11 protein-coding genes are annotated in these 13,883 nt (G+C 63.5%); 3 read left to right on the top strand and 8 right to left on the bottom strand.

The window, feature by feature from the left end; all coding sequences use genetic code 11:
* Window positions 1–144: 144 nt before the first annotated feature.
* The gene (gabT, locus tag ACK59Z_RS18875; RefSeq protein ID WP_003255866.1) at window positions 145–1,422 is read left to right on the top strand and encodes a 4-aminobutyrate--2-oxoglutarate transaminase; all 1,278 of its coding nucleotides are present in this window, start codon (window positions 145–147) and stop codon (window positions 1,420–1,422) included.
* A gap of 137 nt (window positions 1,423–1,559) precedes the next feature.
* Complete coding sequence (locus ACK59Z_RS18870) at window positions 1,560–2,819, top strand: response regulator (protein WP_003255865.1); 1,260 nt, start codon at window positions 1,560–1,562, stop codon at window positions 2,817–2,819.
* A 102-nt stretch (window positions 2,820–2,921) separates the two neighbouring features.
* Here the strand turns inward: ACK59Z_RS18870 and ACK59Z_RS18865 are convergent, their stop codons facing one another.
* Both ACK59Z_RS18865 and desA read right to left on the bottom strand, forming a co-directional pair.
* Window positions 2,922–3,950: a sensor domain-containing diguanylate cyclase gene (locus tag ACK59Z_RS18865; RefSeq protein WP_108191923.1), complete on the bottom strand. Its 1,029-nt coding sequence runs from the start codon at window positions 3,948–3,950 to the stop codon at window positions 2,922–2,924.
* A gap of 99 nt (window positions 3,951–4,049) precedes the next feature.
* Complete coding sequence (desA, locus tag ACK59Z_RS18860; protein ID WP_003255863.1) at window positions 4,050–5,234, bottom strand: delta-9 fatty acid desaturase DesA; 1,185 nt, start codon at window positions 5,232–5,234, stop codon at window positions 4,050–4,052.
* Window positions 5,235–5,380: 146 nt separating this feature from the next.
* On the opposite strand from desA, the gene dibA reads away from it, so the two are divergent.
* Window positions 5,381–7,276 (top strand): phosphodiesterase DibA, encoded by a 1,896-nt coding sequence (gene dibA, locus ACK59Z_RS18855; protein WP_409293555.1) that lies wholly within the window; start codon window positions 5,381–5,383, stop codon window positions 7,274–7,276.
* A gap of 27 nt (window positions 7,277–7,303) precedes the next feature.
* On the opposite strand, the gene ACK59Z_RS18850 is transcribed toward dibA, so the two are convergent.
* The 6 genes from ACK59Z_RS18850 to ACK59Z_RS18825 form a co-directional block, all read right to left on the bottom strand.
* Window positions 7,304–7,948, bottom strand: coding sequence for a methionine ABC transporter permease (locus tag ACK59Z_RS18850; RefSeq protein WP_003255861.1), 645 nt, complete (start codon window positions 7,946–7,948; stop codon window positions 7,304–7,306).
* Window positions 7,938–9,047 carry a methionine ABC transporter ATP-binding protein gene (locus ACK59Z_RS18845; RefSeq protein WP_409293554.1) on the bottom strand — a complete coding sequence of 370 codons (1,110 nt, stop codon included), beginning with the start codon at window positions 9,045–9,047 and terminating at the stop codon, window positions 7,938–7,940. The genes ACK59Z_RS18850 and ACK59Z_RS18845 overlap by 11 nt, the downstream gene beginning before the upstream one ends.
* Before the next feature lies 1 nt (window position 9,048).
* Entirely contained in the window at window positions 9,049–9,849 is an 801-nt protein-coding gene (locus ACK59Z_RS18840; protein ID WP_409293553.1) for a MetQ/NlpA family ABC transporter substrate-binding protein, read from the bottom strand.
* Window positions 9,842–11,227, bottom strand: a complete 1,386-nt coding sequence (locus tag ACK59Z_RS18835; RefSeq protein ID WP_108191926.1) for an LLM class flavin-dependent oxidoreductase — start codon at window positions 11,225–11,227, stop codon at window positions 9,842–9,844. The genes ACK59Z_RS18840 and ACK59Z_RS18835 overlap by 8 nt, the downstream gene beginning before the upstream one ends.
* Entirely contained in the window at window positions 11,227–12,408 is a 1,182-nt protein-coding gene (locus tag ACK59Z_RS18830) for an SfnB family sulfur acquisition oxidoreductase (protein WP_011953204.1), read from the bottom strand. Before ACK59Z_RS18830 ends, ACK59Z_RS18835 begins: the two co-directional genes overlap by 1 nt.
* A 141-nt stretch (window positions 12,409–12,549) precedes the next feature.
* A complete protein-coding gene (locus tag ACK59Z_RS18825) occupies window positions 12,550–13,791 on the bottom strand; it encodes an SfnB family sulfur acquisition oxidoreductase (RefSeq protein ID WP_070096095.1) in 1,242 nt (413 codons plus the stop codon).
* Window positions 13,792–13,883: the final 92 nt, after the last annotated feature.

The raw sequence follows: 13,883 nt of genomic DNA, 5'->3' as shown, positions 1-13,883 counted from the left end.
AGAGCGACGTCTCGCTGGCCTTTTTTACATTGCAGTACCTGGTGGCCAGGGCGTTCACGACAGTCGATCAACGAATACTGTTCGCGAGCACTCCCAGCCGCCCCCGAATAAAAGCGCCATTCCTGTCGGCGCAATGAGGGCATTATGAGCAAAACCAACGAATCCTTGATGCAACGTCGTGTAGCTGCCGTCCCACGTGGCGTCGGCCAGATCCACCCGATCTTCGTCGACACCGCGAAGAACTCGACCGTGATCGACGTTGAAGGCCGCGAACTGATCGACTTCGCCGGCGGCATCGCAGTACTGAACACCGGCCACCTGCACCCGAAAGTGGTTGCAGCCGTGCAAGAGCAGCTGACCAAGGTCAGCCACACCTGCTTCCAGGTGCTGGCTTACGAGCCCTACGTAGAGCTGTGCGAAAAGATCAACAAGCTGGTCCCAGGCGACTTCGACAAGAAGACCCTGCTGGTCACCACCGGCTCCGAAGCCGTTGAAAACGCCGTCAAGATCGCCCGTGCTGCCACTGGCCGCGCTGGCGTCATCGCCTTCACCGGCGGTTATCACGGCCGTACCATGATGACCCTGGGCCTGACCGGCAAGGTCGTGCCGTACTCCGCTGGCATGGGCCTGATGCCAGGCGGCATCTTCCGCGCCCTGTTCCCGAGCGAACTGCACGGTATCAGCGTTGACGACGCCATCGCCTCGGTCGAGCGCATCTTCAAGAACGACGCCGAGCCGCGCGACATCGCCGCGATCATCCTCGAGCCAGTACAAGGCGAAGGCGGCTTCCTGCCAGCGCCGAAAGAGCTGATGAAACGCCTGCGCGCCCTGTGCGACCAGCACGGCATCCTGCTGATCGCCGACGAAGTACAAACTGGCGCTGGCCGTACCGGCACCTTCTTCGCCATGGAACAGATGGGCGTTGCGCCTGACCTGACCACCTTCGCCAAATCCATCGCTGGCGGCTTCCCGCTGGCCGGTGTGTGCGGCAAGGCCGAATACATGGACGCCATCGCTCCTGGCGGCCTGGGCGGTACCTACGCGGGTTCGCCGATCGCTTGCGCCGCAGCCCTGGCCGTGATCGAAGTGTTCGAAGAAGAAAAACTGCTGGACCGCAGCAAGGCTGTGGGTGAGCGCCTGACCGCCGGCCTGCGCGAAATCCAGAAGAAGTACCCGATCATCGGCGACGTCCGTGGTCTGGGCTCGATGATTGCAGTCGAAGTCTTCGAGAAAGGCACTCACACCCCGAACGCTGCTGCTGTTGGCCAGGTTGTCGCCAAGGCTCGTGAAAAGGGTCTGATCCTGCTGTCTTGCGGCACCTACGGCAACGTCCTGCGTATTCTGGTTCCGCTGACCGCCGAAGACGCGCTGCTGGACAAAGGCCTGGCCATCATCGAAGAGTGCTTCGCTGAAATCGCCTGATGTGACGCGCTTCAGAAAAAACCCGCCTCGGCGGGTTTTTTTATGCCCAGATAAGCCATGTGGCGCTATGGTTATCGGAGGATTGGCTTTGGAAGCTGCGACGGACTGTGTGTCAGGGTATTCAGGAGTAGTTGGTGATGAGCGCTGCAGCCCCCACCCCACCAAGCGTACTGATTGTCGAAGGCGATCCTTGGGTACGGGACATGCTCAGCGAGATGCTGCTCAGCGTGCGCTGTGACGCCCGCCTGCAGGTATGCGCTGACGGCGCGCAGGCGCTCAGTGCCCTGTCCAGCAAGCCGGACCTGATCATCGCTGCCCGCGAGCTGGCCGGTGTCGACGGCCTCGACCTGCTGCGCAAGGTGCGCGCCAAAGGGCCAGGGGTGCCGTTCATTCTCATGAGTAACCGCAATGACAGCGCCAGTGTGCGCGAAGCGCTGCCCCTGCACCCCACGGCTTACCTGAGCAAGCCACTGAACCTGGATAACCTGCGCAAGCGCCTGCAAGAGTTGCTGCTGGCCGTTGGCGAGGAGATTGCCTGCCCGGTACCGGCGTTGCAGGCGGGAGCCAGCCTGCCAGCCTACCTTGAGCAGCGCCGCGCTACCGCCGATGGCGGGCCGCTGCTGGCCGATGTGCAGGTAGCGATCAATCGAGCGCTAAACCCTCAGGGCCTGAACCTCAGGGTGCTCGAAGAGGAGGTGCGTAACGACCCGCAGGTGACGGCGGTGCTGATCGCTGCCGCCAATAGTGCGGCATTGCACCGTGAAGCCCCGGTGCAGACGTTGCTGCAGGCCCTGAACAAGCTTGGCAGTACCCAAAGCATGAACCTGATCCTGGGCATGACCCTCAAGCGCAGCGCACGCCTCAGCGACCCACTGTTGGCAGAGCACGCAGCCCGTTACTGGGACCTGTCACTGCACACTGCCGAATATGGCCGCACCTTGGCGCGCATGCTCGAACTGGACGAGGGCCGTTGTTATTGCGCGGGCTTGCTGCATTGCCTGGGCGACCTGGCGGTGTTGCGCTGCCTGCAAGAGTGGCGGTTGGCCGGGGGAGACCTGGACGAGCGCAATGTGCAGCAATCGCTGGAAGAGTTTGGTGCGGCGTTCGGCTCGGCGCTGCGTACTCGCTGGCGTTTGCCGCTGGCACTGCGCGAGTTGATCGCTGCGATCTACCAGTTGGGCGGTGGCGTTTACTCGCGGGAGATCCTGGCCATGAACCTGGCTGGGCAGTTGTCGCGGCTGCCGGCTGGGCAGGGGCTGGAGAAGGTGGCCAGCGGCAAGACGGCCCGCCTGCTCAAGCTTGGCCTGCCGGAGCTGAGGCGGTTGCGCAAAGAGGAGAACCCGGAAGTAAAACCGCAGGAAGAACCGCCGGTGGCTGGGGCCGAGGTTTCCAGCTGAGATTCGGGGGCCGCATTGCGGCCCTTCGCGGGCTTGCCCGCTCCCACAGGTGTGGCGCCGGGCCCGCGAATACCGGCCAAAGCCGGTGCCCTTGCCGCCTGATCAGCCGCGGACTATCTGGTTCTTGCCCTGCCGCTTGGCCTGGTACATTGCCGCATCGGCCCGCGCATACAGGCTGTCCAGCGCCACATCCTCATCGGTCAGCTCGGTCAGCCCCTGGCTCACCGTCACCCCGTACGTCTGCTGGTCATGGCTGAAGCTCAAGTGCTGAATCTGCCGTTGCAAGCGCTCGGCAATCTGCTCCGCGACCTGGGCGTTGCAGCCCGGAAACACCGCCGCAAATTCTTCGCCGCCAATGCGTCCGAACAGGTCGCCCCGGCGTAGCACGGCCTTGCCGCTGTCGGCGATGTGTTGCAGCACCTGGTCGCCTTCCTGGTGGCCATAGCTGTCATTGATGCGTTTGAAGTCGTCGATATCCAACAGCAGGAAAGCCAGCGGTGTACCGTCCTCGCGTGCACTGTCGAAGGCTTGCTGGGCACATTCGAAAAAGTGCCTGCGGTTACTGCTCTGGGTCAGCACGTCGGTGGTGGCCAGGCGCTGCAGTTCGCCTTCAAGCTGCTTCTTCTCGGTGATGTCTTCGGCGATACCGACAATGATTACCCGGTCGCCATCGTGCTGCTGGTTGATGTAGCACTTGTCGCTCAGCCAGCGCAGTTGCCCATCGGCATTGAGGATGCGGTACTCGCGGTCTTCCACCGCCCCCTTGAGCAGTACCTGGGCCAGGCTACGTTCGGCGAACTCGAGGTCGTCGGGGTAGATGCTGTCACGCCATTCGTTGTAGTCAGCCAGCACCAGGCTGACCGGGCGGCCGAAGATGCGCTCGTAGGCTGGGCTCACGTACAGCACCTGACGGGTTTCCCAGTCGAAGGCCCAAAGCACTGCGTTGACGCTGTCGAGCAACGAGCTGAACAGCTGATCACGCTCACTCAGGCGGGCAACCTCACCTTGGGCGTGGAGCAACGCCAGTAAAGTCTGGGCGGCTTCGGGAGGAGGGGTGCCGGGGAAAATCGTTGGAATGTTCTTGGCCATGTGCACGGAGCAGGTCTCAACGTGAAAGCGTGCGGCCAACATCCGGCCCGCCACGCAGGCGATATTCCGGATTCGAGTGGAGAGGCGGGGGCGAAGTTCCGAACGGCACGCCCCGTTGCGGGGCGTGCCGATCAACGGCGGTCAGGCGCCGGTCGGGCGCAGTGAGTAAGTCTTGAGTTGTGCTGCGAAGTCGCGCAGTGCCTGGATGCCGCTGGTTTCGGCCTCGTGTACCCAGTCTTTCATGGCTGCCAGCATGTCGTGGCCGTTGGCACTGGTGCGCGCCCAGATCTGCTGCAGGGCCAGGCGCTTTTCGTAGATGGTTTTCAGTGCCTGGCTGTGCGCGAGCATGGACTCGATGCGCACGTGGTGGCGGTCCTCCAGCAGGCTGGTTTCGCGCGAGAGCAGCCGTTTGGCACGGCGGAAGCGGTGACGCACCGAGGCGTCGACACGGGCCAGTTCCTGTTTCACCAGCGGGCCGATCACCAGCTTGCGGTACTGGGCCATGATCTGGAAGCGGTTGTTGAGGATGGCCATGGCGGTGTCCATGTCCAGGCTGGCCTTGCCGGCCACCCGGTGGGCGATGGGCGCCACGCGCTGCACCTTGGCCAGACGCAGCAGGCAGAACAAGCGGATCCACGCCCAGCCCATGTCGAACTCCCAGCGTTTGACCGAGAGCTTGGCCGAGTTGGGGTAGGTGTGGTGGTTATTGTGCAGTTCTTCACCGCCGATGATGATGCCCCAGGGCACCAGGTTGGTGGCGGCGTCGCGGCATTCGAAGTTGCGATAGCCCAGGGCATGGCCCAGGCCGTTGACCACACCGGCGGCCCAGAACGGAATCCACATCATCTGCACCGCCCAGATGGTGATGCCCAGGGTGCCGAACAGCAGCAGGTCGATCACCGCCATCAGTGCGATGCCGCCCAGTTTGTAACGCGAGTACAGGTTGCGCTCAATCCAGTCATCCGGGCAGTTCTTGCCATAGATGCGCAGGGTTTCGGGGTTGCGTGCCTCTTCACGGTACAGCTCGGCACCTTTGCGCAGCACCGTGCCCAGGCCCTTGTACACCGGGCTGTGCGGGTCGTCGGGGGTTTCGCACTTGGCGTGGTGCTTGCGGTGGACGGCGGTCCACTCACGGGTGTTCTGCGCCGTGGTCAGCCACAGCCAGAAGCGGAAGAAGTGCTTGAGCGCGCCGTTGAGCTCCAGGGCCCGGTGCGCGGAGTAGCGATGCAGGTAGACCGTGACGCTGACAATGGTCACGTGGGTCATCAACAGAGTGATGCCGACCAGTTGCCAGGCCGACAGGTCGAGCAGGCCGTTATACCACATAGGTGCAAATACCCTCGAAATGCAGGGGGAAGGGCTGATTATCCCTTGGCGGGGAAATAAAACCAGTCAACCGTTGAGATAGGAGGTCACGACATGTTTCAGCCTTTATAATGCCCGCTCCTTTTTGATGGCCTTTCCCACCCGACATGTCTGTTTCCGTTCGCGACGCCTTGCGCATGGCTGCGCTGTATGTGGTGCTCTCGATCCTCTGGCTTGCGCTGGCAGAGGTGATGCTGCACAGCATGACTGACGACCCCTTGGCATTGACTGTGGGGCGGCAGATCAACGTGGTGGTCTGGGTGCTGCTCAGTGCCTTGCTGATCTACGTGTCGCGCGTGCGCCTGCTCAATTTCATCGGCCATGGCGCGCGTTTGCGTTGCGAAGACCGTGAACGGCTGCGCATGGCTGCCGCGGTGTTCGACAGTACCCTCGAGGGTGTGCTGGTGACCGACCGCCAAGGCCTGATCGTGCACGTCAATCGTGCCTTCATGCGCATCACCGGCTACCAGCAGGATGAGGTCATCGGCCAGCGCCCGAGCAAGTTCAAGTCGGGCCGCCATGGCCTGGCCTTCTACCAAGAAATTTTTGCCACCCTGGCCGAGAAGGGCGAGTGGAGCGGTGAAATCTGGAACCGGCGCAAAAGCGGGGAAATCTACCCGCAGTGGCAGACCATTTGCGCCATTCGTGATGACGAAGGTGAGCTCAGCCATTACGTGGCGGTGTTCAGTGATATCAGCGCCATCAAGCATTCGGAACAAGAGCTTGCCTACCTCGCCCACCACGACCCGCTGACCGGCCTGCCCAACCGCCTGCTGTTTACCGACCGGGTGGAGCAGGCATTGGCGGCGGCGCAGGCCAACAAGCGCGGTTGCGCCCTGTTGCTGCTGGACCTGGATCATTTCCAGAGCATAAACGACGGCCTGGGCCATACCATTGGCGACCAGTTGCTGAAGCTGGTAGGCGAGCGTCTGGGAGATGTGTTGGGTAACGGCATGACCCTGGCGCGTCTGGGCGGCGACGAGTTCGGCGTGCTGGCCGAAAACTGCCAGCAGGTTGGCCAGGCGGGCAAGCTGGCGCAGTGCATCATCGAGCGCATGCGTGAGCCGTTTCAGTTCGAGGGTAATCGTCTGTTCATCAGCGCCAGCGTCGGAATCAGCCTGTTCCCCAGCGATGCCTTGAGTGCCGAGCAGTTGCTGCGCAATGCCGACTCGGCGTTGTACAAGGCCAAAAGCAACGGTCGGGCCTGTTATGCGCTGTACACCGAAGAGCTGACCGCCCACGCCCAGCATCGGGTCGAGACCGCCGCCGAATTGCGTCGGGCCCTGGAGCAGGATGAACTGCGGGTGTACTTTCAGCCGGTACACGACTTGGCGACGGGCCGGCAGGTCGGGGTCGAGGCGTTGGTGCGCTGGCAGCACCCCGGGCGCGGCCTGGTACCGCCGAGTGAGTTCATCCCGATTGCCGAACGCACCGGCCTGATTGCCGAGATCGATACCTGGGTGCTGCAGCAGGCCTGTCGGCAAATGGTGCAGTGGCAGGCTGAAGGCCGGCAGCTGGCATTTGTTGGGGTGAACATCTCCAGTCGCCTGTTTGGCCAGCATGAGCTGTATCGGCAGGTAGCCGAAGTGCTGCACGACACCGGCCTGGCCCCGGCCTTGCTGGAACTGGAAGTGACCGAAAGCGCGGTGATGGAAGACCCTGAGGTGGCGCTGGAGCAACTGCACCGCTTGCGCGAACTGGGGGTGACCCTGGCCATCGACGACTTTGGCACGGGGTATTCGTCACTGCTGCGGCTCAAGCGTTTGCCGGTGCAGAAACTGAAAATAGACCAAGGGTTTGTGGCTGGGTTGCCAGTGGATGAAGACGACATCGCCATTGTGCGGGTGATCATCGCCTTGGCCCGTAGCATGGGTATGCAGGTGCATGCCGAGGGCATCGAGCAGGCGGAACAGGCCAGCTTCCTGTTGCAGGAGGAGTGCCAGTTGGGGCAAGGGTACTGGTTCGGGCGGCCAGTGCCGGCTGCGGATCTTCGCTGGGATTGAGACCGGGCTGCAAAGCAGCCCTGGATTTCAGCGCTTGTTCAAACCCTTCGCCAGGCGGTCCCCGCCCAGCTGGATCAACGCCACTAACGCTACCAGCATGGCGATCACGGTCAGCATGATCTGGCTGTCGAAACGTTGGTAGCCATACCGATAGGCGATATCCCCCAGCCCGCCGGCACCAATCGCCCCGGCCATCGCCGACGAGTTGATCAAGGTCACCAAGGTAATGGTGAAGCCCCCGACGATCCCCGGCAGCGCCTCGGGCAACAGTACATGCCAGACGATGTGCCAGCGCCGGCAGCCCATGGCCTGTGCGGCTTCCACCAGACCATGGTCGACCTCACGCAGGCTGACCTCGGCAATCCGCGCAAAGAACGGTGTGGCGGCAATGGTCAGCGGCACCACTGCCGCCCACACACCATAAGTGGTACCCACCACCAGGCGGGTGAAAGGAATCAGCGCAACCATCAGGATCAGAAACGGAATCGAGCGGAACAGGTTGACGAAGGCGCCCAGCACCCGGTTCAGCAGCCGCGCCTCGAAGATCCCACCCTTGTCGCTGGTGACCAGCAGCACCGCCATGGGTACACCCACCAGCAGGGCGATCAGTGACGAAACCCCAACCATCAGCAGCGTATCAAGCAAGCCTTCCAGCAGGCGATCAAACCACATGGCCCAATACCTCCACGTCCTCGGCCCAACGGCGGGCACGTTCCAGCAATTGATGGGTGTCGTGCGGCGAGTGTTGCACCGAGAGGATGAGTTGCCCCAAGGCATGGTCGCCGATGGTTTCCACGCCGCCCTGCAGCAGACGCACACGCCCGCCCAGGTCGTTGAACAGGGCAGACAGCTCTGGCTCGCCAAGCACCGTCAGTTTCAGCACTACGGCGCTGTTGCCGCTCGCCGGGTGGGCCTGGAGGCTGGCTTGAAGTGCGGCGGGTAGCTTGGCCTGCAAAGGGGCGAGCAGGGTGCGGGTAACCTCGTGACGAGGTGAACCAAACACCCGCCAGACCTCGCCCTGCTCGACCACTGCGCCGCGTTCCAGCACCACAACCCGGTGGCAGATGTCGCGAATCACCGCCATTTCGTGGGTGATCAGCACGATGGTCAGCCCCAGGCGCTGGTTGATATCGCGCAGCAGCTCCAGGATCGAGGCGGTGGTTTCCGGGTCCAGCGCCGAGGTGGCCTCGTCGCACAGCAGGATCTCGGGGGTGTGCACCAGTGCCCGGGCAATGCCCACGCGCTGTTTCTGCCCGCCGGACAGTTGTGCCGGGTACACGTGATGTTTTTCCTGCAGGCCGACCAGTTCCAGCAACTCGCGCACCTTGCGCTGGCGTTCGGCTTTTGCCACGCCGGCGACTTTCAACGGCAACTCGACGTTCTGCCACACGGTCTTGGCCGACATCAGGTTGAAGTGCTGGAAGATCATGCCGATGCGCCGGCGAAGGGCCACAAGCTGGTCCTCATTGAAAGGCGCGATATCCACCTGGTCGATCAATACGCGGCCCTGGCTGGGTTGCTCCAGGCGGTTGATGGTGCGCAGCAGTGATGACTTACCGGCGCCGCTGCGGCCGATGATGCCGAAGATCTCGCCATGGCGGATGTTCAAGTCAATGCCTTGCAAGGCCGGTTGCGCCTGGCCCGGGTAGGTCTTGCCCAGGCCGATGAAGCGCACGTGGGCTTCATTGACCTCGGGGCGCAGGGCCTGTTCCCTGGCCATAGGCGGCAGTGCTTGGGGTGTAGGCGCCCTGAGCGCGCTGGCCTGGCTCATGTCAGCCTTCCCAGCCGGCTTGGTAGAGCTTGCCGTGAGCGTTGTTCAACGCAGCGCGCACCACTGGCGAATGCTGGTAGATGTCGACGAACTGGGCCAGGCGTGGGTCGTCCTTGCTTTGCGGGCGAATGACGAACTGGATCACGTATTCCTTGTTTTCCAGCCCATCGAACAGCAACGACGAGGTGGCATCGAAGGTGTTGGCCAGGCGGATGTAGGCCGGGTAACCCTGCACCAGGTCGGCGTCGTCGTAGGCGCGTACCAGTTGCACCGCCTCGACCTGAAGGATCTTCAGCTTTTTCGGGTTGGCGAGGATGTCATCCTCGGTGGCCTTGTAGCCCACGCCGGGCTTCAGGGTGATCAACCCGGCCTTGGCCAGCAGCAGCAGGCCACGGCCGCTGTTGATCGGGTCGTTGGCGATGGCCACGCTGGCGCCTTCAGGCAGCTCGGCAAAGCTTTTGTACTTTTTCGAGTACAGGCCAACGTTGTTGATGATGCCCGGGGCGTAAGGCACAAGGTTGAAGCCTGCAGCAGCCTTGGCGTTTTCCAGGAACGGGATGTGCTGGAAGTAGTTCACGTCGATGTCGCCGCTGTTGAGGCTGACATTGGGCGCAATCCAGTCGCTGAACTCGATCAGCTTCACTTCCAGGCCTCGCTTGTGGGCTTCTTCCACCGCGGCTTCCAGCGGAATGGCAAAGGCCGAGGTGGTGCCGATCTTCAACGGCTCGGCAGCAAGGGCACCGGCGCACAGGCCGAGGGTGATGGCAATGGCCGCGACGGGCCGGAACAGTTTCTCAAGCATGGTGCAGGGCTCCAGTCGGGGCAGGGGTAAAGCGGTAAGCCGAGCCAGGATGGTCGGCGGGTAAGTGCGGGTGGTCGGCCTGGAACAGTTTTTCGCGCAGGGTGCCTTCGGTGTAGGCCGTCTTGTAGCGGCCACGCAGCTGAAGTTGCGGGATGACCAGCTCGACGAAGTCCTCGAAGCTCTCCGGGGTGACGGTGCGGGTCAGGTTGAAACCGTCCAGGCCGGTTTCATCGATCCACGCGATCAACTGCTCGGCCACCTGTTCAGGCGCGCCGACCAGGGTTACGTAGCGGCCGCCCAGGGCGTGTTGCTGCAACAGGCGCCGGCGGGTCCAGGCGTTGTCTTGCAACTGGCGCGTGGCTGACTGGATGGCGTTGCCCTGGCTGAAGGCAATGGGTTGGTCCAGTTCATAGGCGGCGAAGTCGATGCCAGTGGACGCGGCGAAGTGCGCGACGCCCGCTTCGGCGCTGGCGTGGCGCAGGTACTCGGCATGTTTGGCCTGGGCCAGTTGCTCGGTGGCCGCGACGATCACCGTGATGCCCATGAACACTTTGACTGCCTGCGGGTCGCGGCCGGCGGCCTGGGCGGCCGCGCGAACCTTGTCGACCTGGGCACGGGTGGCTGCCTTGTCTTGGCCACTGATGAACACGCATTCGGCATGGTTGCCGGCGAAGGCCAAGCCACGCGCAGAGCTGCCAGCCTGGAACAGCACCGGGGTGCGCTGCGGTGAGGGCTCGCACAGGTGGTAGCCTTCGACCTTGTAGAACTCGCCCTGGTGCTGAACCTTGCGCACCTTGTCGGGCGTGGCATAGACGCGATGCTCGCGGTCGGCGACCACTGCGTCATCGGCCCAGCTGCCTTCCAGCAGCTTGTACAACACCTGCAGGTATTCATCGGCCTGGTCGTAGCGGCGATCATGCGCCGGTTGCTGCGCCAGGCCCATGGCCCGGGCAGCGCTGTCGAGGTAGCCGGTGACAATGTTCCAGCCCACCCGGCCATTGCTCAGGTGGTCGAGTGTGGAAAGTCGCCGGGCGAACAGGTACGGCGCCTCGTAGGTGAGGTTGGCGGTAAGGCCAAAACCCAGGTGACGGGTGACCGCAGCCATGGCGGAGACCAGCAGCAGCGGGTCGTTGACTGGCAGCTGGATCGACTCCTTGAGGGTGACGTCCAGTGACTGGCCGTAGATGTCGTAGGTGCCGACGATGTCGGCAATGAAAAGCCCGTCGAACAGGCCCCGCTCCAGCAGGCGTGCCAGGTTGGTCCAATAGTCCAGGGTCTTGTACTGGGTTGAAGTGTCCCGTGGGTGGGTCCACAGACCGTGGTTGATGTGCCCGATGCAGTTCATGTTGAAGGCATTGAGCAGAATCTGCTTGGTCATCAGATGGTCCCCCGGCGTGGCGGGTTGGCATCGTTGAGGTAGTAGTTGCCGATGGCGTGGTACTTCCAGCGCACCGGGTCGTGCAGGGTGTGCACGCGAGCGTTGCGCCAGTGGCGGTCGAGGTTGTGTTCGGCCAATGTTGCCTGGCTGCCGCCCAGTTCGAACAGGGTGGTACCGGCGGTGAGGGAAATTTCGGTGCTGATGGCGCGTGCTTCGGCCACGGCAATGGAGGCGGCGGCCACGTTGTCGGCAGTGCTGTCGTCGCGGGCGCGGTCGAGGTATTCGCCTGCGCGCTCCAGCAGGGCTTCGGCCGCATGCAAGCGGACCGCCAGATGGCCGAAGCTTTTCAGCGTCAGCGGGTCATCCGTGGCCTTGTCCAGGCCGGAGTCGACCCACGGACGGCTGCGGGTGCGCACGAAGTGCAGGGCGTCTTCATAGGCGGCGCGGGCAATACCGGTGTCGATGGCGGCATGGAGGATCTGCGCCAGCGGGCCGACCGGGGTGGGGCGCTCGAAGGCGCTTTGGAACGGCACCACGTCGGCTGCGCTGACGTACACGTTATCGAACACCACCGAACCGCTGCCGGTGGTGCGCTGGCCGAAGCCGCTCCAGTCGTCGATCACCTGCAGCCCCTGGCTGTCGGCCGGGACGAAGGCCAACTGTTGTATGCCTTGTTCATCCACGACCGAGGTTGGAATACGCTGGGCATAGATGGCGCCCGTGGAATAGAACTTGCGCCCGTTGATGCGGAAACCGTCGCCGTCACGGCTCAGGCGGGTGGTGCGCTCGTGGGCGGTCTTGGTGCCCAGCTCGGCCAGGGCATTGCCGAAGCGGCGGCCGGCCAGTACCTCGGCGTACAGGCGCTGTTGCTGTTCGGGGCTGCCGTTTACCCGCAGCACTTCCAGACCGTAGAAATGATTCTGCGGAATCTGCCCGAGCGAACCGTCGGCCTGCGCGATACGGGCGATGACCTTGGCCAGGGTGACGTTGGATACGCCTGCACCGCCGAAGGCTTTGGGCACGCTGATGGCCCACAGGCCGGAGCGGGTGAACAGCTCGAGTTCGGCCAGCGGCAGGCGGCGCTCGCGGTCGCGCAAGGCGCTGTCGCGGCGCAGTTGCTGAGCGATGTCTTCGGCGACGGCCAGGGCTTGGGCGTCGCTGGTGATGATAGCGATTGTCATGGAGTTCTCCGGGGGCCGCTTTGTGGCCCTTCGCGGGCTTACCCGCTCCCACAGGTGAAGTGATGCCAGTTCAGGCGGTGGCAATCCTGTGGGAGCGGGCAAGCCCGCGAAGGGCTGCGCAGCAGCCCCAAAGGCAGCAAATCAGATCCAGGAATGCCGTGCAGGCAGGGTGCCGTTAAGGTGGTAAGCGCCCACCGCGTGGTACTTCCAGCGCACCGGGTCGTGCAGGGTGTGCACCCGAGCATTTCGCCAGTGGCGGTCGAGGTTGAACTCGGCAAGGGTGGCGCGGCTGCCGGCCAGCTCGAACAGCTTTTCGCTGGCCTGCAGGGCAATTTCGGTAGTCAGCACCTTAGCCTCGGCCACCGCAATCGAGGCACGTGCCGCACTGGCTGCGTCGATAGGCGCAGCATTGACCTCGTCGAGTACCCGAGCGGCTTTGCGCAGCAGCGCTTCGGCGGCGTGCAGCTCGAGTTTCAGGCGGCCGATGTCGGCAATTACATAAGGGTCGTCACTGGCACGGTCGACGTTGGCTTCAATCCACGGCCGGGACTTTTCGCGCACGAAGGTGATCGCATCATCGATAGCTGCTTCGGCGATGCCAGCGTCGATCGCCGCCTGGATCAGCTGCGAAGCGGCGCCCTGAATGTTGGGGATATCGCGCTGGCGCCAGTTGTCGATTACCAGTTCCGCGTCCACCGGCACCTGGTCCAGCAGCACGGTACCGCTGGCGGTGGTGCGCTGGCCGAACCCGGACCAGTCATCGACAATGCGCAACCCCGGGCTGCCCCGGCGCACGAATGCCAGGCGCTGGCGGCCTTCGTCGTCGAGGGCTTTTACCGCCACCCAATGGGCGAACAAGGCACCGGTGGAGTAGAACTTCTCGCCACTTATGCGGTAGCTGTCGCCGGCGCGCGTGATTCGGGCCTTGAGGGTGAGGGTATCCCTGGTGCCACGCTCAGGCCCGGCATTGCCGATGCGCCAGCCGTCGAGCACGCTGCGAAAGATCCGCGCTTGCTGCGCCTCGCTGGCCGTCAGGCGCAGCAGTTGCAGCATGCCGAACTGGTTCTGCGGGATCTGCCCCAAGGCGGGGTCGGCGGCGCTGATCAGGCGGAACACTTCGGCGACCGTTGCGAACGATACGTCGGGGCCACCGTAGGCCTTGGGTACGCTGATGCTGCCCAGACCGCTGCGGGTAAACAGTTCGATTTCGGCCCAGGGCAGTTTGCGTTGCTGGTCGCGCCGGGCAGCTTGCTCACGGGCGACATCGGCCAGTTCGCGGGCCGCTTGCAGGGCTTCGGCGTCGTTGCGCAGTACCTTGGCCGGCAGCAGCGGGGGCGAGCTGTCCAGATCGCTATGGAATTGGGTGTTGGCTTGGCTGGGCATCAGTGCCGCTCCTTGGCTGCACTCAATGCCCTGGCGTTACGCACTGGGGTGATTGTGATCCTGACCATTCCTGACCTCACAAAATAGTTATG

The organism is Pseudomonas sp. KCJK9058 (genome assembly GCF_046230975.1).
GTDB lineage: Bacteria > Pseudomonadota > Gammaproteobacteria > Pseudomonadales > Pseudomonadaceae > Aquipseudomonas > Aquipseudomonas alloputida.
The sequence above is the reverse complement of the archived record's forward strand: the minus strand, read 5'-3'. Positions and strand labels throughout refer to the sequence as shown.